This window comes from Ramlibacter albus (assembly GCF_014297445.1).
In the GTDB taxonomy this organism is placed as follows: domain Bacteria; phylum Pseudomonadota; class Gammaproteobacteria; order Burkholderiales; family Burkholderiaceae_C; genus Ramlibacter; species Ramlibacter albus.
In genome coordinates this window covers 138,239-159,496 of record NZ_JACORU010000009.1, presented here as the reverse complement: position 1 = coordinate 159,496, position 21,258 = coordinate 138,239, and the positions used below count along the sequence as shown (strand labels likewise).

Annotated in this window: 19 protein-coding genes; 16 read left to right on the top strand and 3 right to left on the bottom strand. The window is 66.6% G+C overall.

Translation table 11 applies throughout. From position 1 onward, the window contains the following. The 15 genes from H8R02_RS22025 (at nucleotide 1) to H8R02_RS21955 (ending at nucleotide 16,782) form a co-directional block, all read left to right on the top strand. A complete protein-coding gene (locus tag H8R02_RS22025) occupies nucleotides 1–1,254 on the top strand; it encodes an NADH-quinone oxidoreductase subunit D (RefSeq protein WP_187083650.1) in 1,254 nt (417 codons plus the stop codon). After that, on the top strand, nucleotides 1,251–1,745 hold the full coding sequence (gene nuoE / locus H8R02_RS22020) for an NADH-quinone oxidoreductase subunit NuoE (protein ID WP_187083649.1): 495 nt from the start codon (nucleotides 1,251–1,253) through the stop codon (nucleotides 1,743–1,745). Before H8R02_RS22025 ends, nuoE begins: the two co-directional genes overlap by 4 nt. Then, the gene (gene nuoF / locus H8R02_RS22015) at nucleotides 1,742–3,070 is read left to right on the top strand and encodes an NADH-quinone oxidoreductase subunit NuoF (RefSeq protein ID WP_187083648.1); all 1,329 of its coding nucleotides are present in this window, start codon (nucleotides 1,742–1,744) and stop codon (nucleotides 3,068–3,070) included. The genes nuoE and nuoF overlap by 4 nt, the downstream gene beginning before the upstream one ends. Further along, entirely contained in the window at nucleotides 3,067–5,211 is a 2,145-nt protein-coding gene (gene nuoG / locus H8R02_RS22010; RefSeq protein ID WP_187083647.1) for an NADH-quinone oxidoreductase subunit NuoG, read from the top strand. Before nuoF ends, nuoG begins: the two co-directional genes overlap by 4 nt. Further along, nucleotides 5,208–6,290 (top strand): NADH-quinone oxidoreductase subunit NuoH, encoded by a 1,083-nt coding sequence (gene nuoH, locus H8R02_RS22005; protein WP_187083646.1) that lies wholly within the window; start codon nucleotides 5,208–5,210, stop codon nucleotides 6,288–6,290. Before nuoG ends, nuoH begins: the two co-directional genes overlap by 4 nt. 7 nt (nucleotides 6,291–6,297) lie before the next feature. After that, entirely contained in the window at nucleotides 6,298–6,813 is a 516-nt protein-coding gene (nuoI, locus tag H8R02_RS22000) for an NADH-quinone oxidoreductase subunit NuoI (protein ID WP_187083645.1), read from the top strand. A 3-nt stretch (nucleotides 6,814–6,816) separates the two neighbouring features. Further along, nucleotides 6,817–7,479, top strand: coding sequence for an NADH-quinone oxidoreductase subunit J (locus tag H8R02_RS21995; RefSeq protein WP_187083644.1), 663 nt, complete (start codon nucleotides 6,817–6,819; stop codon nucleotides 7,477–7,479). Then, complete coding sequence (gene nuoK, locus H8R02_RS21990) at nucleotides 7,476–7,784, top strand: NADH-quinone oxidoreductase subunit NuoK (protein WP_187083643.1); 309 nt, start codon at nucleotides 7,476–7,478, stop codon at nucleotides 7,782–7,784. Before H8R02_RS21995 ends, nuoK begins: the two co-directional genes overlap by 4 nt. A gap of 22 nt (nucleotides 7,785–7,806) precedes the next feature. Continuing rightward, nucleotides 7,807–9,867 carry an NADH-quinone oxidoreductase subunit L gene (gene nuoL / locus H8R02_RS21985; RefSeq protein ID WP_187083642.1) on the top strand — a complete coding sequence of 687 codons (2,061 nt, stop codon included), beginning with the start codon at nucleotides 7,807–7,809 and terminating at the stop codon, nucleotides 9,865–9,867. Nucleotides 9,868–9,880: 13 nt separating this feature from the next. Next, nucleotides 9,881–11,356: an NADH-quinone oxidoreductase subunit M gene (locus H8R02_RS21980; RefSeq protein ID WP_187083641.1), complete on the top strand. Its 1,476-nt coding sequence runs from the start codon at nucleotides 9,881–9,883 to the stop codon at nucleotides 11,354–11,356. A gap of 87 nt (nucleotides 11,357–11,443) precedes the next feature. Then, the gene (gene nuoN, locus H8R02_RS21975) at nucleotides 11,444–12,931 is read left to right on the top strand and encodes an NADH-quinone oxidoreductase subunit NuoN (protein WP_187083640.1); all 1,488 of its coding nucleotides are present in this window, start codon (nucleotides 11,444–11,446) and stop codon (nucleotides 12,929–12,931) included. A 90-nt stretch (nucleotides 12,932–13,021) separates the two neighbouring features. Next, nucleotides 13,022–13,321: a DUF2818 family protein gene (locus H8R02_RS21970; protein ID WP_187083639.1), complete on the top strand. Its 300-nt coding sequence runs from the start codon at nucleotides 13,022–13,024 to the stop codon at nucleotides 13,319–13,321. Between the two features lie 82 nt (nucleotides 13,322–13,403). Further along, entirely contained in the window at nucleotides 13,404–13,973 is a 570-nt protein-coding gene (locus H8R02_RS21965) for an NUDIX domain-containing protein (RefSeq protein ID WP_187083638.1), read from the top strand. Between the two features lie 10 nt (nucleotides 13,974–13,983). After that, nucleotides 13,984–14,421 carry a DUF1178 family protein gene (locus H8R02_RS21960; protein ID WP_187083637.1) on the top strand — a complete coding sequence of 146 codons (438 nt, stop codon included), beginning with the start codon at nucleotides 13,984–13,986 and terminating at the stop codon, nucleotides 14,419–14,421. A gap of 48 nt (nucleotides 14,422–14,469) precedes the next feature. Beyond that, nucleotides 14,470–16,782, top strand: coding sequence for a trehalose-6-phosphate synthase (locus tag H8R02_RS21955; RefSeq protein ID WP_187083636.1), 2,313 nt, complete (start codon nucleotides 14,470–14,472; stop codon nucleotides 16,780–16,782). On the opposite strand, the gene H8R02_RS21950 is transcribed toward H8R02_RS21955, so the two are convergent. Continuing rightward, nucleotides 16,783–18,567 (bottom strand): ABC transporter transmembrane domain-containing protein, encoded by a 1,785-nt coding sequence (locus H8R02_RS21950; RefSeq protein ID WP_187083635.1) that lies wholly within the window; start codon nucleotides 18,565–18,567, stop codon nucleotides 16,783–16,785. It lies immediately after the preceding gene. A gap of 133 nt (nucleotides 18,568–18,700) precedes the next feature. Between H8R02_RS21950 and H8R02_RS21945 the strand changes: the two genes are divergently transcribed. Next, nucleotides 18,701–19,096, top strand: coding sequence for a DUF3597 domain-containing protein (locus H8R02_RS21945; protein WP_187083634.1), 396 nt, complete (start codon nucleotides 18,701–18,703; stop codon nucleotides 19,094–19,096). A 3-nt stretch (nucleotides 19,097–19,099) separates the two neighbouring features. Here the strand turns inward: H8R02_RS21945 and dhaK are convergent, their stop codons facing one another. Next, nucleotides 19,100–20,083: a dihydroxyacetone kinase subunit DhaK gene (gene dhaK / locus H8R02_RS21940; RefSeq protein ID WP_187083633.1), complete on the bottom strand. Its 984-nt coding sequence runs from the start codon at nucleotides 20,081–20,083 to the stop codon at nucleotides 19,100–19,102. Between the two features lie 41 nt (nucleotides 20,084–20,124). Further along, nucleotides 20,125–21,153, bottom strand: coding sequence for a LacI family DNA-binding transcriptional regulator (locus H8R02_RS21935; RefSeq protein ID WP_187083632.1), 1,029 nt, complete (start codon nucleotides 21,151–21,153; stop codon nucleotides 20,125–20,127). Nucleotides 21,154–21,258: the final 105 nt, after the last annotated feature.

The window sequence follows — 21,258 nt, the reverse complement described above, 5'->3', positions numbered from 1 at the left end:
ATGGCCGAAATCAAGAACTACACCCTCAACTTCGGCCCGCAGCACCCGGCGGCGCACGGCGTGCTGCGCCTGGTGCTGGAGCTGGACGGCGAAGTGATCCAGCGCGCCGACCCGCACATCGGCCTGCTGCACCGCGCCACCGAGAAGCTCGCGGAGACGCGCACTTACATCCAGTCGCTGCCCTACATGGACCGCCTCGACTACGTGTCGATGATGTCCAACGAGCATGCGTACTGCCTGGCCATCGAGAAGCTGGTGGGCATCGAGGTGCCGATCCGCGCGCAGTACATCCGCGTGATGTTCAGCGAGATCACGCGCCTGCTGAACCACCTGCTGTGGCTCGGCGCGCACGGCCTCGACTGCGGCGCGATGAACATGCTGATCTACTGCTTCCGCGAGCGGGAGGATCTCTTCGACATGTACGAGGCGGTGTCCGGCGCGCGCATGCACGCTGCGTACTTCCGCCCGGGTGGCGTGTACCGCGACCTGCCGGACGTGATGCCGCAGTACAAGGTCAGCAAGATCAAGAACCAGCGCGCCATCGACCGCCTGAACGAGAACCGCCAGGGCACGCTGCTGGACTTCATCGAGGACTTCACGAAGCGCTTCCCCGGCTACGTCGACGAGTACGAGACGCTGCTCACCGACAACCGCATCTGGAAGCAGCGCACCGTGGGCATCGGCGTGGTCACGCCCGAGCGCGCGCTGAACATGGGCTTCACCGGCCCGATGCTGCGCGGCAGCGGCATCGCGTGGGACCTGCGCAAGACGCAGCCCTACGAGGTGTACGACCAGATGGACTTCGACATCCCCGTCGGCAAGACGGGCGATTCGTACGACCGCTACCTCGTGCGCGTGGAAGAACTGCGCCAATCCAATCGCATCATCAAGCAGTGCGTGGACTGGCTGCGCGCCAACCCCGGCCCGGTGATCACCGACAACCACAAAGTGGCGCCGCCGTCGCGCGAGAGCATGAAGAGCAACATGGAGGAGCTGATCCACCACTTCAAGCTCTTCTCCGAAGGCATGCGCGTGCCCGAGGGCGAGGCGTATGCGGGCGTGGAGCACCCCAAGGGCGAGTTCGGCATCTACATCGTGAGCGACGGCGCCAACAAGCCGTACCGCCTGAAGATCCGCGCGCCGGGCTTCGCGCACCTCTCGGCGCTGGACGAAATGGGCCGCGGCCACATGATCGCCGACGCCGTGGCCATCATCGGCACGATGGACATCGTGTTCGGAGAGATCGATCGATGATCACTGAAGACATGAAGACGCGCTTCGCAAAGGAAGTCGCGAAGTACCCGTGGGAGCAGCGCCAGAGCGCCGTGATGGCGTGCCTCGCCATCGTGCAGCACGAGTTCGGCTGGGTGAGCCCCGAGAGCGAAGAGCAGGTGGCCGAGTACCTGGGCATGGCGCCGATCGCCGTGCACGAGGTCACCACGTTCTACAACATGTACAACCAGAAGCCGGTGGGCAAGTACAAGCTGAACGTCTGCACCAACCTGCCGTGCAAGCTGCGTGACGGCGTGAACGCGCTGCAGTACCTGGAAAAGAAGCTGGGCATCGCGATGGGCGAGACCACGGCCGACGGCCTGTTCACGCTGCAGCAAAGCGAATGCCTCGGCGCGTGCGCCGACTCGCCGGTGATGCTGGTGAACGACCGCACGATGTGCAGCTTCATGTCGCAGGACAAGCTCGATCAACTCATCGACGGCCTGAAGTCAGCGGAAGGGGCGAGCCAATGACGCCCGAGCAAGTCCTCCAGCAGTTCGCCGCCACCGGCGTGCAGACCTGCTTCCACAACCGCCACATCAACCCGCAGATCTACGTGGGCCTGGACGGCACGAACTGGCGCCTGAAGGACTACGAGGCGCGCGACGGCTATGCGGCGCTGAAGAAGATCATCGCCGACGGCCTCACGCCGGACCAGGTGATCGCCACCGTCAAGGAATCGGCGCTTCGCGGCCGCGGCGGCGCGGGCTTCCCGACGGGCCTGAAGTGGTCCTTCATGCCCCGCCAGTTCCCGGGCCAGAAGTACCTGGTGTGCAACTCCGACGAGGGCGAGCCGGGCACGTGCAAGGACCGCGACATCCTCGCGTACAACCCGCACATCGTCATCGAGGGCATGATCATCGCGGCCTACGCGATGGGCATCACCGTCGGCTACAACTACATCCACGGCGAGATCTTCCAGGTGTACGAGCGCTTCGAAGAGGCGCTGGAAGAAGCCCGTGCGGCCGGCTACCTCGGCGACAAGATCCTCGGCAGCAACTTCAATTTCCAGCTGCATGCCTTCCACGGCTTCGGCGCGTACATCTGCGGCGAGGAGACGGCGCTGCTCGAATCGCTCGAAGGCAAGAAGGGCCAGCCGCGCTTCAAGCCGCCGTTCCCGGCCAGCTTCGGCGTGTACGGCAAGCCCACGACGATCAACAACACCGAGACCTTCGCGGCAGTGCCCTGGATCATCCGCAACGGCGGCCAGGCCTACCTCGAATGCGGCAAGCCGAACAACGGCGGCACCAAGATTTTCTCGGTGTCCGGTGACGTGGAGCTGCCCGGCAATTACGAGATCCCGCTCGGCACGCCTTTCAGCAAGCTGCTCGAACTCTGTGGCGGCGTGCGCGGCGGCAAGAAGCTCAAGGCCGTGATCCCCGGCGGCTCCTCCGCCCCGGTGCTGCCCGCCGACATCATGATGAACTGCACGATGGACTACGACTCCATCGCCAAGGCGGGCTCCATGCTCGGCTCGGGCGCGGTGATCGTGATGGACGAGACGCGCGACATGGTCGAGAGCCTGCTGCGCCTGTCGTACTTCTACATGCACGAGTCCTGCGGCCAGTGCACGCCGTGCCGCGAGGGCACGGGCTGGCTGTGGCGCGTGGTGGACCGCATCCACCACGGGCACGGGCGGCAAGCCGACATCGACCTGCTGAACTCGGTGGCCGACAACATCCAGGGCCGCACCATCTGCGCGCTGGGCGACGCCGCCGCGATGCCGGTGCGCGCCATGATCAAGCACTTCCGCCACGAGTTCGAGGCGAAGATCCAGAAAGCGACTGTGACGTCATGATCGAGATCAACCTCGACGGCCAGAATGTCTCGGTGACCGAAGGCAGCATGATCATGCATGCCGCCGAGAAGGCCGGCACCTACATCCCGCACTTCTGCTACCACAAGAAGCTCTCCATCGCCGCCAACTGCCGCATGTGCCTGGTGGACGTGGAGAAGGCGCCCAAGCCGATGCCCGCCTGCGCCACGCCCGTCACCAACGGGATGATCGTGCGCACCAAGAGCGACAAGGCCGTGAAGGCCCAGCAGTCGGTGATGGAGTTCCTGCTGATCAACCACCCGCTCGACTGCCCGATCTGCGACCAGGGCGGCGAGTGCCAGCTGCAGGACCTGGCCGTGGGCTACGGCCCCGGCGCCTCGCGCTACGAGGAAGAAAAGCGCGTCGTGCTGCACAAGGACGTGGGCCCGCTGATCTCCATGGAGGAGATGAGCCGCTGCATCCACTGCACCCGCTGCGTGCGCTTCGGCCAGGAAGTGGCCGGCGTGATGGAGCTGGGCATGATCCACCGCGGCGAGCACAGCGAGATCACGACGGTGCTGGGCGACACTGTCGATTCCGAAGTCTCCGGCAACATGATCGACCTGTGCCCGGTGGGCGCGCTCACGAGCAAGCCGTTCCGCTACAGCGCGCGCCCGTGGGAGCTGTCGCGCCGCAAGTCGGTGGCCCCGCACGACTCCAGCGGCGCCAACCTGATCGTGCAGGTGAAGAACAACAAGGTCATGCGCGTGCTGCCCCTCGAGAACGAGGAGGTCAACGAGTGCTGGATCGCCGACCGCGACCGCTTCTCCTATGAAGCGCTGAACGGCGACGAGCGCCTCACCGCGCCGATGATCAAGCAGGGCGGCGAGTGGAAGCAGGTGGACTGGCAGACCGCGCTCGAATACATCGTGCACGGCCTCAAGCACATCAAGCAGGACCACGGTGCTTCCGCCATCGGCGCGCTGGTGAGCCCGCACAGCACGGTGGAAGAGATCTTCCTCGCGAAGCAGCTCGTCAACGCGATGGGCAGCCAGAACGTCGACTACCGCCTCCGTCACGCGCAGTTCCCGGAAGGCGAGGGCGTGCGCTGGCTGGGCACGAGCATCGCGTCGCTCTCGAACCTGCAGGGCGCGCTGGTCGTCGGCTCCAACCTGCGCAAGGACCATCCGCTCTTCGCGCTGCGCGTGCGCGCGGCGACGCGCAAGGGCGCGCTCGTGTCCGTCATCAACGACACCGACAACGACTGGGCCATGCCCATCGCCGGCAAGCACATCGTGGCCGCCGGCCAGTGGGTGCAGGCGCTGGCCGATGTCGCCGCCGCGGTCGGCGCCGAGAAAGGCTCGGACCCGCCCGCGCAAGGCAATGCGACCGACGCCGCCAAGGCCGTCGCCGCCGCGCTGCTGTCCGGCGAGCGCAAGGCCATCCTGCTGGGCAACGCCGCCGCGCACCACGCGAATGCATCGTCGCTGCTCGTGCTCGCGCAGTGGATCGGCGAGCAGACCGGCGCGACCGTCGGCTACCTCACGGAAGCCGCCAACACGGTTGGCGCGCAACTCGTGGGCGCCGTCCCCGGCAACGGCGGCAAGAACGCCGCGCAGATGCTCGCCGGTGGCCTGAAGGCCGCGATCCTGCTGAACGTCGAGCCCGAGTTCGACAGTGCCGCCGGCCGCAATGCGGTGGCAGGCCTCGAGAACACCGACATGGTCGTCACGCTCAGCCCGTTCAAGAGCAACCTCGAATTCAGCGACGTCATCCTGCCGATCGCCCCCTGGACGGAAACGCCCGGCACGTTCGTCAATGCCGAAGGCCGCGTGCAGACGTTCCATGCGGTCGTGAAGCCGCTGGCCGAGACGCGCCCCGCGTGGAAGGTGCTGCGCGTGCTGGGCAACATGCTCGGCCTGCCGGGCTTCGAGTTCGAGTCGGCGCAGGAAGTGCTCCTCGCCGCACGTGGTGCCGCCGATGCGCAGCAGCCGATGGCGCAGGGCGACAAGCTCTCCAACCGCACGACGGCTTCGATCGACCTGAACGCGCAAGCCGGCAAGCCCGCCAGCGCCGCGATCTACCAGCTCGACCCCATCGTGCGCCGTGCGCCCAGCCTGCAGCTCACCGCCGACGGCAAGGCCGGCGCGCCGGTGCAGCAAGCCGAGGAGGCCCTCGCATGATCGACACGATCTACGGCTACGGCAACAACCTGATCGCCGCGCCCTGGTGGACCGGCGCCGGCTGGCCGGTGATCTGGACCCTGATCAAGATCATCCTCGTCGTGCTGCCCCTGATGGGAGCCGTCGCTTACCTCACGCTGTGGGAGCGCAAGGCCATCGGCTTCACGCAGGTGCGCCCGGGACCCAACCGCATCGGCCCGTTCGGCCTGCTGCAGCCGATCGCCGACGCGCTGAAGCTGCTGACGAAGGAGATCATCCTCCCGACGGTGGCGAACAAGGGCCTGTTCTACCTGGGCCCGATCATGACGATCATGCCGGCGCTGGCCGCATGGGTGGTCATCCCCTTCGGCCCCGACGTCGCGCTCGCCAACATCAACGCGGGCCTGCTGTTCCTGATGGCCATCACCTCGCTGGAGGTGTACGGCGTGATCATCGCGGGCTGGGCGTCCAACTCCAAGTACGCCTTCCTCGGCGCGCTGCGCGCGTCGGCGCAGATGGTGAGCTACGAAATCGCCATGGGCTTTGCGCTCGTGGTGGTGCTCATGGTCACCGGCAGCCTGAACATGACCGACATCGTGCTGCAGCAGGACAAGGGCTACTTCGCATCGAAGGGCCTGAACATCCTGTCGTGGAACTGGCTGCCGCTGCTGCCGATCTTCGTCGTGTACTTCGTCTCGGGCCTGGCTGAGACCAACCGCCACCCCTTCGACGTGGTGGAAGGCGAATCGGAGATCGTCGCCGGCCACATGATCGAGTACTCGGGCATGAGCTTCGCCATGTTCTTCCTGGCGGAGTACGCCAACATGTGGCTCGTCTCCATCCTCGCGGTGGTGATGTTCCTCGGCGGCTGGCTGCCCCCGGTGGAAGCGCCGCTCATCTCGTGGATCCCCGGCTGGATCTGGCTGGGCCTGAAGACCTTCGTGATGGTCACGATGTTCCTGTGGATCCGCTCGACCTTCCCGCGCTACCGCTACGACCAGATCATGCGCCTGGGCTGGAAGATCTTCATCCCGGTCACGCTGGTGTGGCTGGTCGTGGTGGGCCTGTGGATGCAGACCCCCTACAACATCTGGAAGTGAGCCAGCAATGGCACAGACACTCGCACACCAACCCGGCTTCAGCCTGAAGGACTTCCTGTCGTCCTTCATGCTCGTGGAGCTGTTCAAGGGCCTGCGCGTCACGGGCAAGTACTTCTTCGCCCGCAAGATCACCGTGCAGTTCCCGGAAGAGAAGACGCCGCTGTCCCCGCGCTTCCGCGGCCTGCACGCCCTGCGCCGCTACGAGAACGGCGAAGAGCGCTGCATCGCCTGCAAGCTGTGCGAGGCCGTGTGCCCCGCGCTGGCCATCACCATCGAGAGCGAGCAGCGCGACGACGGCACGCGCCGCACCACGCGCTACGACATCGACCTGACCAAGTGCATCTTCTGCGGCTTCTGCGAGGAAAGCTGCCCGGTGGACTCCATCGTCGAGACGCACATCCTCGAGTACCACGGCGAGAAGCGCGGCGACCTGTACTTCACCAAGGACATGCTGCTGGCCGTGGGCGACCGCTACGAGGCGGAGATCGCCGAGCGCAAGGCGGCCGACGCGAAATACAGGTAAGACATGGATATCCGCACCGGCTTCTTCTACCTCTTCTCCGCGATCCTGCTGATCGCGGCCTTCCGCGTCATCACCGCCCGCAACCCGGTGTACGCCGCGCTGTTCCTGGTGCTGGCGTTCTTCCAGGCGTCGGCCGTGTGGCTGCTGCTGAAGGCGGAGTTCCTGGCGATCTCGCTGGTGCTCGTCTACGTCGGCGCCGTGATGGTGCTGTTCCTGTTCGTCGTGATGATGCTGGACATCAACGTCGACAGCATCCGCCAGGGCTTCTGGAAGCACTTCCCGCTGGCGGCCAGCATCGGCGCGCTGATCGCGCTGGAGATGGCCGCCGTGCTGCTGGGCGGCTTCCCGATCGGCGAGGGCACGGCTTCCGCCACGGCGCAGCCGGCGGCTGCCGCGGCGGTGCAGTACTCCAACACCAAGGAGCTGGGCAAGCTGCTGTACACGCAGTACCTGTACCCGCTGGAGATCGCCGCCGTCATCCTGCTCGTGGCCATCGTCGCCGCCATCGCGCTCACGCTGCGCACGCGCAAGGACAGCAAGCACATCGACCCGTCGCTGCAGGTGCGCGTGAAGGCGCGCGACCGCGTTTCCATCGTCAAGCTGCCTTCCGTGCAGCAGGCCCCGGCGCCTGTTGCCCCTGAAGCCGCCCCGGAGGGCAAGGCATGACCATCACCCTCGGCCACTTCCTCACGCTCGGCGCCATCCTGTTTGCGCTGTCGGTGATCGGCATCTTCCTGAACCGCCGCAACCTCATCGTGCTGCTGATGTGCATCGAGCTGATGCTGCTGGCGGTGAACATGAACTTCGTGGCGTTCTCGTACTACCTGAACGACATGCACGGGCAGGTGTTCGTGTTCTTCATCCTCACGGTCGCCGCGGCGGAGTCGGCGATCGGGCTTGCGATTTTGGTGCTGCTGTTCCGCAACAAAGAAAACATCAACGTCGAAGAACTGAACGCCCTGAAGGGCTGAGCGCCACGAGGCGACAAGAAACATGGCTTCAACACTGAACGCATCGACGCTGCTCGCCGTACCGCTCGCGCCCCTGGCGGGCGCGATCGCGGCCGGCATCTTCGGCACCACCTTCGGCGGCCGCATCTTCGGCCGGCGCCTCTCGCACACGCTCACCATCCTGGGCGTGTTCATCGCCTTCGTCATCTCCGTGATGACGCTCAAGAGCGTGGCCGTGGACGGCGCGCGCTTCAACCAGACCCTCTACGAGTGGATGGTGGTGGGCGGCCTGAAGATGGAGGTGGGCTTCCTCGTCGACGGCCTCACCGCGATGATGATGTGCGTGGTGACGTTCGTGTCGCTGATGGTGCACATCTACACCATCGGCTACATGGAAGAGGACGAGGGCTACAACCGCTTCTTCGGCTACATCTCGCTCTTCACCTTCTCGATGCTCATGCTGGTCATGAGCAACAACTTCCTGCAGCTGTTCTTCGGCTGGGAGGCGGTGGGCCTCGTTTCCTACCTGCTGATCGGCTTCTGGTACACCAAGCCGACGGCCATCTTCGCCAACCTCAAGGCCTTCCTGGTCAACCGCGTCGGCGACTTCGGCTTCATCCTCGGCATCGGCCTGATCGTCGCGTACAGCGGCTCGCTCGCGTACGGCGAGGTGTTCGGCAAGGCCCACGAGCTGGCCAAGGCCGGCTTCCTGCCGGGCACCGAGTGGCAGCTGATCACCGTCATCTGCATCTGCCTCTTCATCGGCGCCATGGGCAAGAGCGCGCAGTTCCCGCTGCACGTGTGGCTGCCCGACTCGATGGAAGGCCCGACGCCGATCTCCGCGCTGATCCACGCCGCCACGATGGTGACGGCCGGCATCTTCATGGTGGCGCGCATGTCGCCGCTGTTCGAGCTGTCGGAGACCGCGCTGTCCTTCGTGATGATCATCGGCGCGATCACGGCCCTGTTCATGGGCTTCCTCGGCATCATCCAGAACGACATCAAGCGCGTGGTGGCGTATTCCACGCTGTCGCAGCTGGGTTACATGACCGTGGCGCTGGGCGCGTCCGCCTACTCGGTGGCCGTGTTCCACCTGATGACGCACGCGTTCTTCAAGGCGCTGCTGTTCCTCGCGGCCGGCTCGGTGATCATCGGCATGCACCACAACCAGGACATCCGCTACATGGGCAACGTGCGCAAGTACATGCCCATCACGTGGATCACGTCGCTGCTGGGCTCGCTGGCGCTGATCGGCACGCCCCTCTTCGCCGGGTTCTATTCCAAGGACATGATCATCGAGGCGGTGCACCTGTCGACGGTGTGGGGCCGCGGCTTCGCGTATTTCGCGGTGATGGCGGGCGTCTTCGTGACGGCGTTCTACTCGTTCCGCATGTACTTCCTGGTGTTCCACGGCGCGGAGCGCTACGACCAGAACCCGGACGCGCACCACCACCACGACGCGCACGAGGAGCCCGACCATGGCCACCATGCGGACCACGCCAAGCCGCACGAGTCGCCCTGGGTCGTCACCGCGCCGCTGATCCTGCTGGCCTTCCCCTCGGTGGTGATCGGCTTCCTCACCGTGCAGCCGATGCTGTTCGGCGACTTCTTCAAGGACGCGATCGTCGTCGACTCGGACAAGCACCCCGCGATGTCGATGCTCAAGCACGAGTTCCATGGCGCGGCGCAGATGGCGCTGCACGGGCTGACCACGCCGGTGTTCTGGCTGGCGCTCGCGGGCGTCGTGACCGCCTGGTACATGTACATGAAGAACCCGGCGCTGCCCGCGGCGATCAAGGCGCGCGTGGAGCCGCTGTACAAGCTGCTGGACAACAAGTACTACATGGACTGGATCAACGAGAACGTCATCGCCCGCGCGGCGCGCGCACTCGGCACCGGCCTGTGGAAGGGCGGCGACCAGGGCGTCATCGAGGGCGTGTTCGTCAACGGCAGCGCGCGCGCGGTCGGCTGGTTCGCGGGCGTCATCCGCTGGGTGCAGTCCGGCTACATCTACCACTACGCCTTCGCGATGCTGCTCGGCGTGATCGTGCTCATGACGTACTTCGTCACGTGGCCGACGCTCAAACAGATCTGGCTCAAGTAGGAGAACAAGAAGAATGGGACTCTTGAGTCTTGCCATCTGGACGCCGATCGTGTTCGGCGCCATCCTGCTGGCGCTGGGCCGCGACGACCAGGCGCGCGTGGTGCGCTGGATCGCGCTGATCGGCTCCGTCGCCAGCTTCCTCGTCACGCTGCCGCTGTTCTCGAAATTCGACCGCGCCACGTCCGCCTTCCAGTTCGTCGAGAAGTCGCCGTGGATCGACCGCTTCCACGTCAACTACCACCTCGGCATCGACGGCATCTCGTTCTGGTTCGTGCTGCTCACGGCGTTCATCACCGTGGTGGTGGTCATCTCCGCCTGGGAAGTGATCACCGAGCGCGTCAACCAGTACATGGGCGCGTTCCTGATCCTCTCGGGCCTGATGATCGGCGTGTTCTGCGCGCTCGACGCGGTGCTGTTCTACGTGTTCTTCGAGGCCACGCTGATCCCGATGTATTTGATCATCGGTATCTGGGGCGGCCCCAACAAGATCTACGCGGCGTTCAAGTTCTTCCTGTACACGCTGCTCGGCTCGCTGCTGATGCTGATCGCCTTGGTGTACCTCTACACCAAGTCCGGCGGCAGCTTCGACATCGCGACGTGGCACAAGCTGCCGATCCCGATGTCGGCGCAGGTGCTTCTGTTCTTCGGATTCTTCGCGGCCTTCGCGGTGAAGGTGCCGATGTGGCCGGTGCACACCTGGCTGCCCGACGTGCACGTCGAGGCGCCCACGGGCGGCTCCGCGGTGCTGGCGGCCATCATGCTGAAACTGGGTGCCTACGGCTTCCTGCGGTTCTCGATGCCGATCGCGCCCGACGCGTCGCGTGAATGGGCGTGGTTCATCATCGCGCTGTCGTTGATCGCCGTGATCTACGTGGGCCTCGTTGCGATGGTGCAGCAGGACATGAAGAAGCTGATCGCCTATTCGTCCGTGGCGCACATGGGTTTCGTCACGCTCGGCTTCTTCATCTTCAATGACCTCGGCGTGTCGGGCGGCATCGTGCAGATGATCGCGCACGGCTTCGTCTCGGGCGCCATGTTCCTCTGCGTGGGCGTGCTGTACGACCGGGTGCACTCGCGCATGATCTCCAGCTACGGCGGAGTGGTGAACACCATGCCGAACTTCACGGCGTTCGCCGTGCTGTTCGCGATGGCCAACTGCGGCCTGCCCGCCACCGCCGGTTTCGTGGGCGAGTGGATGGTGATCCTGGGCGCGGTGAAGTTCAACTTCTGGATCGGCCTGCTGGCCGCCACGGCGCTGATCTTCGGCGCGGCGTACACGCTGTGGATGGTCAAGCGCGTGTACTTCGGCGCCGTCGCCAACGAGGAAGTGCGCGAGCTCACGGACATCAACGCCCGCGAGTTCCTGATGCTGGGCCTGCTGGCGATCGCCGTCCTGTACATGGGCCTGCACCCGAAGCCCTTCACGGACATCATGAACGCGTCGGTGGCGGACTTCCTGAAGCACGTCGCGGTCTCCAAGCTGCAGTGAAGAAATGTTAACCCCCACGTTCACTACGTTCTCTGCCCCCCGAGGGGGCTTCAGCCTCCTAGAGGCGGCTCGTCGGAGGCTGCAGAAATGATCGATTCCAACAGCTGGACGTCCGTGCACCCGGAGCTGGTGCTGCTCGTCGCTTCCTGCCTGATCGCGATGATCGACCTGGGCGTGACGTCCGCGCGCCGCACGGTCACCTACGTGCTCACGCTGCTCACGCTGGGCTTCGTCGCGTTCACCACCGCCAACGCGGCGCTCGACGGCGACACCATCTACGGCTTCGGCCGCATGGTGGTGGCCGACCCCATGGGCAACTGGCTCAAGTGCTTCTCCACCATCGCCATGATGGTGTGCCTCGTCTATGGCCGCCCCTACGCCGGCGACCGCGACATGCTGCGCGGCGGCGAGATGTTCACGCTCGCGATGTTCGCGCTCATGGGCATCTTCATCATGATCTCGGGCAGCAACTTCCTCGTGCTGTACCTGGGCCTGGAACTGCTCACGCTCTCCAGCTACGCGCTCGTGGCGCTGCGCCGCGACCACACCGTGTCCACCGAAGCGGCGATGAAGTACTTCGTGCTCGGTGCGATGGCCAGCGGCTTCCTGCTCTACGGCCTGTCGATGCTGTACGGCGCCACCGGTTCGCTGGACATCGAGCAGGTGTTCAAGGCCGTCGGCACGGGCCGCATCAACCACCAGGTGCTGGTGTTCGGCCTCGTGTTCATCGTGTCCGGCCTCGCGTTCAAGCTGGGTGCCGCGCCGTTCCACATGTGGATCCCCGATGTTTACCAGGGGGCGCCCACGGCCGTCACGCTGATGATCGGCAGCGCGCCGGAGCTGGCGGCCTTCGCGATGACGATGCGCCTGCTGGTCGAAGGCCTGATCCCGCTCGCGATCGACTGGCAGAAGATGCTGATCGTGCTCGCTGTCTGCTCGCTGGCCATCGGCAACCTCGCGGCCATCGCGCAGAGCAACCTCAAGCGCATGCTGGCCTATTCGACCATCGGCCAGATGGGCTTCGTGGTCCTCGGCCTCGCGGTCGGCGTGGTGAACGGCAATACCGAGAACGGCGCCAACGCGTACAGCGCGGCGATGTTCTACATCGTCACCTACGTGCTTACCACGCTGGGCAGCTTCGGCATCATCCTGCTGCTGGCGCGCGAAGGCTTCGAGAGCGAGGAGATCACCGACCTCGCCGGCCTCAACCAGCGCAGCCCGCTCTACGCGGCCATCATGTCGATCTGCCTCTTCTCGCTGGCCGGCATCCCGCCGATGGTGGGGTTCTACGCCAAGCTCACCGTGCTGCAGGCGCTGGTCGCGTCGGGGCAGGGCCTGTACGTGGGGCTGGCGATCTACGCGGTGATCATGTCGCTGATCGCGGCGTTCTACTACCTGCGCGTCGTGAAGGTCATGTACTTCGACGAGCCGCTCACCGCCACCACGGTGGCCGCGCCCACCGACGTGCGCGTGGTGCTGTCCATCAACGGTGCGCTGGTGCTCGTGCTCGGCATCGTGCCCGGCGGACTGCTCACGTTGTGCATGGACGCGATCGTCAAGACCCTGGGCACCTAGGAATGTTGGCCCCCACGCTCCGCACTGCGTGTCGTCGCTGCCCCCCGAGGGGGCGCAGCCCTTCTTGGGGCGGCCCGGCGAAGGGCTGACGTGTCGCAGTCGGCATCGGTCTGGGCGGTGTTGATCGCCGCGGTCATCGCGGCGAACCTGCCCTTCCTCACCGGCCGGCTGTTCGGCATCGTGCCCCTCAAGCGGGGCAAGAACTTCGCCATGCACGTGGGCGAACTCGTGGCGCTGTATTTCCTCGTGATCGGCATGGGCCTGCTGCTCGAGAAGCGGCTGGGCCAGATCGCGCCGCAGGGCTGGGAGTTCTACGCGATCACGGGCGCGCTCTTCATCACGCTCGCCTTCCCCGGCTTCACCTGGCGCTACTTGCGCAAAAACAAATGACGACCCCCACGCTCCCCACTTCGTGTGGTTCGCTGCCCCCCGAGGGGGCTTCATTCGCCTTGGGGCGGCCCGGCGGCGAATGATGGATGACAAGCACCTCATCGAGGAGCAGGTCTCCCGCGAGGAGGTCTACAAAGGCCGCTTGCTGCACGCGGTGAAGGACACCGTGCGGCTGCCGGACGGCAAGCTCGCCACGCGCGAGTACGTGCTGCACCCCGGCGCCGTGCTGGTTGTGCCGCTGCTGCCCGACGGCCGCATCGTGCTGGAGCGGCAGTACCGCTACCCGGTGCGGCAGGTGATGATCGAAGTGCCGGCCGGCAAGATCGACCCGGGCGAGGACCTGCTGTCCTGCGCCAAACGCGAGCTGCTGGAAGAGACCGGCTACAGCGGCGCCGAGTGGGCGTACGCGGGCAAGATCGCCCACTGCATCGGCTACTCCGACGAGTACATCCACATCTTCTTCGCCCGGGGGCTCACGGCCGGCGCGGCGCAGCTGGACGAGGGCGAGTTCCTCGACACCATCCTCGCAACCCCGGAGGAGTTCCTCGCGTGGTGCCGCGACGGCAAGGTGAACGACTCCAAGACCCTGGTCGCGGCCCTTTGGCTGCAGAACATCCTGTCCGGGGCTTGGAAATTGGACTGGCGAGCATAATTGAAGGACCATGAAGGTCCTGAACCTCCAGTGCAGCAGCGGCCACGCCTTCGAAGGCTGGTTCGCCTCGGAAGACGACTTCCAGGGGCAGCATGCGCGCGGGCTGGTGGAGTGCCCGATGTGCGGCGACCAGCATGTCCAGAAGCTGCCCAGCGCGCCGCGCCTGAACCTCGGCGCCGCGCGTGAAGAGCCCAAGCGCGAAGTGATGGCCACGCCCGACGCCGCCATGCAGGCCGCGTACCTGAAGATGGTGCGCCACGTCATGGCCAACACCGAGGACGTCGGCGAGCGCTTCGCCGATGAAGCCCGCAAGATCCACTACGGCGAAAGCGAGGAGCGCGGCATCCGCGGCAAGGCCTCGCGCGAGCAGACCGAGGCGCTGCTCGAAGAAGGCATCGGCGTCATGCCGCTGCCGATCCCGGACGCACTGAAAGGTCCCCTCCAGTAAGCGGGCTGCTCGACCATATTCGTACGAATATGATGGTCTTCTCCCCCGATGAAGACCTACCGGCTCCAGCTCCGCTTCCTGCTGCCCCTCGTTGCCACGCTCATCGCGGCGGCGTGGCTCGCAGCCCCCGTATTCGACAAGCTCACGCTGCGGTGGTTCAGCCGCGACCTCACCAGCCGCGGCATCCTGGTCGCGAATGCGCTCTCGGATTCCGTGGCCGACGCCGTCCTGTACGACCGCGTGCAGCGCCTCAAGCCGCTGTTCAACCGCGCGGTGGAGGACGAGCGCCTGTTCGCGGTCGGCGTGTGCAGCCCGTCCGGCGCTTTGCTCACGAAGACGGACCGCTACCCCGCGACGCTCGACTGCGAACGCGCAGCGGAAGTGGCGCAGGAGGCGCAGCCGCACCTCGCCCTTGAAGGCGGCTCGGTGCACGTGGCTGTGCGCGACGTGCTCGACCGCCGGCCACGCACGCCGGGCACTGGTGCCGAGTTCGGCTTGCCGCTGCCGCAACTGCCGCCGGCCGAAGAACCGGCGACGACCTCGGAGCCGCTCGTGCTCGCGCGCATCGTGCTGCTGCACGACCTGAGCTTCATCGAGCGCCGCAGCCAGGACACTCGCCGCTACCTGATCGGGATGATCGCGGCGCTCGGCCTCGTCATCTCGTTCATCACCGTCGTCGTGGCGCAGCTCAGCTGGCGCGGCTGGGTGAATGGCGCACGTGCGCTCATGCGCGGCGAGGTGCTGCTCGCGCCGATCACGTCGTCGCCGGAACTGGCGCCGCTCGCCGCCGACCTGCGCGGACGGTTGCGCGACCTCGAGGACGAGTACCGCCGCTCGCAAGGTCCCGAGACGGAGTGGAACGCCGGGCGCCTGCGACAGTTGCTCAAGACGCAATTGAGCGGCGACCAGGTGATCGTGGTCTCCAACCGCGAGCCCTACATCCACGAGAAGACCGAGACCGGCATCGTGGTCAAGCGCCCTGCAAGCGGGCTTGTCACGGCGGTGGAGCCCGTGATGCGGGCGTGCTCCGGCACTTGGATCGCGCACGGCAGCGGCTCGGCCGACCGCGACGTGGTGGACGCAGCCGACCGCGTGGCCGTCCCGCCCGGCCACGACGATTACTGGCTGCGCCGCATCTGGCTCACGCCGGAGGAAGAGCAGGGCTACTACTACGGCTTCGCCAACGAGGGCCTCTGGCCGCTGTGCCACGTGGCGCACGTGCGGCCTGTGTTCCGCGAATCCGACTGGCAGGCCTACAAGGAGGTGAACCGGCGCTTTGCCGATGCGGTGGTGGCCGAAGCGCGCGGCGACGACCCCGTCGTGCTGGTGCAGGACTACCACTTCGCGCTGCTGCCCGCGTTGATTCGCGAGAAGCTGCCGCGCGCCACGATCCTCACCTTCTGGCACATCCCGTGGCCGAACCCGGAGTCCTTCGGCATCTGCCCGTGGCGCCGCGAGATCCTGCAGGGCATGCTGGGCAGCACCATCCTCGGCTTCCACACGCGCTACCACTGCAAGAACTTCATCGAGACGGTGGACCGTTACCTGGAAGCGCGCATCGAGCACGAGCACTCCACGATCTCCTACCGCGAGAAGGACACGCTGGTGGAGAGCTACCCCATCTCCATCGAGTGGCCGCGCGAGGACGAGTCCATGCCGCCGGTGGCGCAGTGCCGCGCCAATGTCGTTGCGCGCCTGGCGCTGCCGCAGCAGGCGTGCATCGCGGTGGGCATCGACCGCTTCGACTACACCAAGGGCATCCTGGAGCGCATGAACGCGGTGGAGCGCTTCCTCGAGAAGCACCCGGAGTGGGTGGGCCGCTTCGTGCTCGTGCAAGTGGCGGCGCCTACGCGCGCGGCGCTGGACGAATACCGCAACTTCAGCCTGCGCGTGCAGGAGCTGGCCGACCGCATCAACGCGCGCTTCGGCAACGGCACGTATGCGCCCATCGTGCTGCTCGCGAAGCACCACGAGCACGATGCCGTGATGGAGCTCTTCCGCGCCGCGGACATCTGCCTCGTGACCAGCCTGCACGACGGCATGAACCTCGTGTGCAAGGAGTTCGTCGCCGCGCGCGACGACCAGCAGGGCGTGCTGATCCTCAGCCGCTTCGCGGGGGCGGCGCGCGAGATGCCGGAGGCGCTGATCGTCAACCCCTACCACGTCGAGGAGACGGCGGATGCGCTGCATCGCGCGGCTGTCATGCCGCCGGCCGAACAGCGCGAGCGCATGGCCAGCCTGCGCAGCACGGTGCGCGAGTTCAACGTGTTCCGGTGGGCGGGGCGGATGCTCGCGGATGCCGGTCGTTGGCGCCTGCGCGCGCGCATCGAGGAGCGCGTGAGGCGGTTGGGGGCGTCCTAGTCAGTCGAGGAACTGCAGCGAAGCAAGCCGTGCGTACGTCCCACCCGACGCGACGAGCTCTTCGTGCCGGCCCACTTCGACGATCCGTCCGAGGTCCATCACCACGATGCGATCCGCCCGCTGCACCGTCGCCAACCGGTGCGCGATGACGAGCGTCGTGCGCCCCTTCATCGCGGACTCAAGAGCCGCCTGCACCATCCGCTCGCTCTCGGCGTCGAGTGCGCTCGTCGCTTCGTCCAGCAGCAGCAAGGGTGCGTTCTTGAGCATCGCGCGTGCGATCGCGATGCGCTGGCGCTGCCCGCCCGAGATGCGCACGCCACGTTCGCCAAGGAAGGTGTCGTAGCCCTGGGGCAGGGCGCGGATGAAGTCGTCGGCGAAGGCAGCGCGCGCCGCCGCGTGCACCTCTTCGTCGGTTGCCCCGGGCCGGCCGTACCGGATGTTCTCCAGTGCATTGGCCGAGAAGATCACCGCGTCCTGCGGCACGAGCGCGATGCGCGAGCGCAGGTCCGCGAGCGCCATCGCGCGGATCGGCGTGCCGTCGATGGCGATCTCGCCGCTGGACGGGTCGTAGAACCGCAGCAGCAAGGAGAAAACGGTTGTCTTGCCGGCGCCGCTGGCTCCAACGAGAGCCACGGTCTCACCGGGCGCGACGGTGAGCTGGAAGTCCCTGAGCGAGGGCGCGGCGGGACGCGACGGGTAGTGGAACGTCACGTTGTCGAAGGCGACCGCGCTGCCGCCGGCGGGCCGTGGCGCTGCAACCGCGTCCACAGGCGAGGTCACGGGCGAGCGGCTGGCCAGCAGCTCCATCAACCGCTCGGTCGCACCGGCGGCACGCAAGAGATCGCCATACACCTCGCCGAGCACACCCACGGCCCCCGCGAAGATGATCACGTACAGCGCCGCCTGCCCGAGCTGGCCGGCGGTCAACTGCCCCGCCATCACCGCCTGCGTGCCCTTGTACAAGCCCCACAGCATCAGGGCCGCGTTCGCGATGATGATGAACGCCACCAGCACGGCCCGTGCGCGCGTGCGCCGGATGCCGGTGCGAAACGCGTTCTCCGTCGCGTCGCCGAAGCGCCGCGCCTCGCGAGCCTCCGCCGTGTAGCTTTGCACGACCGGAATGGCGTTGAGCACTTCCGCCGCGATCGCGCTCGAATCGGCCACGCGGTCCTGGCTTGCGCGCGAGAGCTTGCGCACGCGTCGCCCGAAAGCCATTGCGGGCAGCACCACCAGCAGCACCGCCGCGAGGACCAGCGACATCACATACGGATGCGTGTAGACCAGCATCGCGAGTGCGCCGACGCCCATCACCACGTTGCGCAGGCCGAGCGAGAACGAAGAGCCCACGACGGTTTGCACCAGCGTCGTGTCGGTGGTCAGGCGCGAGAGCACTTCACCGGTCTGCGTCGTCTCGAAGAACTCCGGGCTCTGTTCGAGCACGTGGGCATAGACGGCGGTGCGCAGGTCCGCCGTCACGCGCTCGCCGAGCCAGCTGACGAAGTAGAAGCGCGCCGCGGAGAACACGCCGAGGGCAACCGCCACCGCGAACAACGCGAGGAAGTTGTCTTGCAGCGCGACGAGCCGCTCGCCGTGGCCGCCCGCGGCAATGCCCTCGTCGATCATGCCGCGCAGGGCGACGGGGAACAGCAACGTGGCGGCGGCGGCGAGCACGAGGAACACGCCCGCTGCCGCGATGTGCCCGCGGTAGGGGCGCAGGAAGGGCAGCAGCCCGGAGAGGGACTTCGGCGTGCCTTTCGGCGGGGTGGGGGAAGCGAGCTCGGCCATGGCTGGGTTGCAGGGTAACAGCACCGGCGCGCGGCGATGGATTGCGGGTCAAGCCCGCAATGACAGCCAGTGAGCTGGTTGCCAGCCCTCGAGGCGAAGCGCATCATGCGGGCTCGCCAACAAGGAGAACACGATGAGCTTCTTCAGCAAGATCCTCGACAAACTCGGTTTCGACGCAGGCGCAAGCAAGGTGGAGGCGATGCTCAACGCACCCGTGCCGCCCAAGGCCCCGGCGGGCGCGCCCGCAGCCCCTGCGGTGCAGCCGGTGAGCCAGGTGGACGTCACCGCGCAACTCGAAGCCAAAGCCGCCGCCAACCCGCAGAAGCTCAATTGGCGCACCTCCATCGTCGACCTGCTCAAGCTGCTGGACATCGACAGCAGCTTCAATGCCCGCAAGGAACTCGCCACCGAGCTGGGCTGCCCCGCCGACCTGATGGCCGACTCCGCGAAGATGAACATGTGGCTGCACAAGACGGTGATGCAGAAACTCGCCGCCAACGGCGGCAAGGTGCCGGCGGACCTGCTGTAGACCTCAGGTCTTGAAGGCCGGCGTGACGGCGCGCGCGTCCCAGAGTGACTTGAGCTCCTCGTTGAGGACCGTCACCGTGATCGACGCGCCCTGCATCTCGAGCGACGTGGTGTAGTTGCCGACCAGGGAGCGCACCGGCTCGAGCCCTTCGCGCGACAGGCGCTGCGCGGCCTCGTGGTACAGCAGGTACTGCTCGAGCAGCGGGGTGCCGCCCAGGCCGTTGACGAACAGCAGCACCTCGTCGCCCGCCTTGGCGGCGACGTCCTTGAGGATCGGCGTCATCAACTCGTCGACGATCTCCGCCGCGGGCCGCACGCTCGCGCGGCGCCGGCCCGGCTCGCCGTGGATGCCGACGCCGACCTCCATCTCGTCGGGGCCGATCTCGAACGTCGCCACCCCGGCTTCGGGCACGGTGCAGCTCGTGAAAGCGACACCCATCGACGCGGTGCAGGCGTTCACCTTGTCCGCGAGGCGCTTGCACGCGGCGAGGTCCATGCCTTGCTCCGCGGCTGCGCCAACGATCTTCTCGACGACCACGGTCCCTGCGACGCCGCGCCGGCCCGGCCCGTGCCCACCCGAGTCCACCGACACGTCGTCGTTGACCAGGATCGACGCGTACTCGATGTCCATCATGTCCATGGCCATCTGGAAGTTCATCACGTCGCCCGCGTAGTTCTTCACGATGAAGAGCACGCCCGCGTCGCTGGCAACAGCACGCGCGGCCGCCAGCATCTGGTTGGGCGTTGGGGAAGTGAACACCGCGCCGGGGCAGGCCGCATCCAGCATGCCCTCGCCGACGAAGCCGATGTGCAGCGGCTCGTGCCCCGAGCCGCCGCCGGAGATGAGCGCCACCTTCGAGCGGTTCGGCGCTTTCCGGCGCACGAAGAGCGGGTCTTCGTTGAGCGCGACGAGGTTCGAGTGCGCCGCCGCGAAGCCCAGCGCCGCCTCGTACACGAGGTCGCTCGGGAGGTTGGTGAACTTCTTCATGGGGTCGCGGCCGGATGCACCATTATGGTCAGCCCCGCCGCCTACGCAAGGTTCTCTGCGGTGAGGATTTCGATGCGCGGGTTGCTCACCGCGAGCGCGCCGCGCACCTCCTCGCACAGCAGGCGCAGCACGCGCGCGGCCGTCATCACGGCGTAGTGCACGTCCTGCTGCAGCACGTAGGACACCACGTTGGCCACCAGCAGCTGGCGGTGCATCTCCAGCAGGTCGTGCACCACGAAGCCCAGCGAGCTGTCGTAGCCGTACTCCTGCAAGGCGCGGCTTACGCCGTGCGAGCCCGGACCGATGTTGTAGATGGCGTGGACCTTGCCGCCCATGCGGGCCGGGTCGAGGAACTCGCGCGCGAACGCGTAGGCCTGGTCCTCCGCTTCGGGCAGGTCGGGCAGCTCCACGAGCCGCGACGACGGGAAGCGCTCCTCCAGCACCTGCGCGAAGCCGATGCGCCGGTCGATCTCCGACGCGAACCGCGTGGGCGGCGACAGCATCAGGCAGCGCCCCTCCTCGCCGTGCGGCAGCCCGCGCCCGAGCAGCAGGCCCGCGGTGCGGCCCGCCGCGCGGTTGTCGGCGCCGACGAAGGTTTCGCGCAGCGAACCCGGCACGTCGGAGAACAACGTCACCACATGCACGCCGCTCCTCACGAGCTCGTTGATCGCGAGCTTGACCTGCGGCACATCGGGTGCGAGCAGTGCGATGCCGTCGAGGTCCGTCATCTTCGCGAGCTCCGCCGCGAAGTCCGCGCCATCGGTGTTGGGCAGCCGGTGCGTGATCTCGGTGATGTGCTGGTGGCGGAAGTCGCCCGCGGCCTGGGCCACCACGCGGTCGATCATGTCGAAGAAACCGCGCCGCGCGGCCGGCAGCACGAAGGCGAACTTGTAGTTGGGCGTCGAGCGCGGGCGGCCGCGCGCGGGCATGCCGGCGCCCAGCTGCGCCATGACCGCGCGCACCTTGTCCACCGTCGCCGGGTTCACCCCGGGGCGGTTGTTCAGGACGCGGTCCACGGTGGCCGTGCTGACCCCCGCTGCTTCCGCGATCTGCTGGATGGTGGCGGCCATTCCCCTCAGCTAAATCAATCAGCTCCAGCGAAATGTACTCCATCTCAGGGTTTGTATTGATTGATTGCTTTATTGATGTAATTAACATCAATCCCATCAGCTCCG

Bases quoted from the DNA above. Each gene is read 5' to 3' on its own strand.
- H8R02_RS22025 (WP_187083650.1), top strand. From the start codon at position 1: ATGGCCGAAATCAAGAACTACACCCTCAACTTCGGCCCGCAGCACCCG.
- nuoE (WP_187083649.1), top strand. From the start codon at position 1,251: ATGATCACTGAAGACATGAAGACGCGCTTCGCAAAGGAAGTCGCGAAG.
- nuoF (WP_187083648.1), top strand. From the start codon at position 1,742: ATGACGCCCGAGCAAGTCCTCCAGCAGTTCGCCGCCACCGGCGTGCAG.
- nuoG (WP_187083647.1), top strand. From the start codon at position 3,067: ATGATCGAGATCAACCTCGACGGCCAGAATGTCTCGGTGACCGAAGGC.
- nuoH (WP_187083646.1), top strand. From the start codon at position 5,208: ATGATCGACACGATCTACGGCTACGGCAACAACCTGATCGCCGCGCCC.
- nuoI (WP_187083645.1), top strand. From the start codon at position 6,298: ATGGCACAGACACTCGCACACCAACCCGGCTTCAGCCTGAAGGACTTC.
- H8R02_RS21995 (WP_187083644.1), top strand. From the start codon at position 6,817: ATGGATATCCGCACCGGCTTCTTCTACCTCTTCTCCGCGATCCTGCTG.
- nuoK (WP_187083643.1), top strand. From the start codon at position 7,476: ATGACCATCACCCTCGGCCACTTCCTCACGCTCGGCGCCATCCTGTTT.
- nuoL (WP_187083642.1), top strand. From the start codon at position 7,807: ATGGCTTCAACACTGAACGCATCGACGCTGCTCGCCGTACCGCTCGCG.
- H8R02_RS21980 (WP_187083641.1), top strand. From the start codon at position 9,881: ATGGGACTCTTGAGTCTTGCCATCTGGACGCCGATCGTGTTCGGCGCC.
- nuoN (WP_187083640.1), top strand. From the start codon at position 11,444: ATGATCGATTCCAACAGCTGGACGTCCGTGCACCCGGAGCTGGTGCTG.
- H8R02_RS21965 (WP_187083638.1), top strand. From the start codon at position 13,404: ATGGATGACAAGCACCTCATCGAGGAGCAGGTCTCCCGCGAGGAGGTC.
- H8R02_RS21960 (WP_187083637.1), top strand. From the start codon at position 13,984: ATGAAGGTCCTGAACCTCCAGTGCAGCAGCGGCCACGCCTTCGAAGGC.
- H8R02_RS21955 (WP_187083636.1), top strand. From the start codon at position 14,470: ATGAAGACCTACCGGCTCCAGCTCCGCTTCCTGCTGCCCCTCGTTGCC.
- H8R02_RS21950 (WP_187083635.1), bottom strand. From the start codon at position 18,567: ATGGCCGAGCTCGCTTCCCCCACCCCGCCGAAAGGCACGCCGAAGTCC.
- H8R02_RS21945 (WP_187083634.1), top strand. From the start codon at position 18,701: ATGAGCTTCTTCAGCAAGATCCTCGACAAACTCGGTTTCGACGCAGGC.
- dhaK (WP_187083633.1), bottom strand. From the start codon at position 20,083: ATGAAGAAGTTCACCAACCTCCCGAGCGACCTCGTGTACGAGGCGGCG.
- H8R02_RS21935 (WP_187083632.1), bottom strand. From the start codon at position 21,153: ATGGCCGCCACCATCCAGCAGATCGCGGAAGCAGCGGGGGTCAGCACG.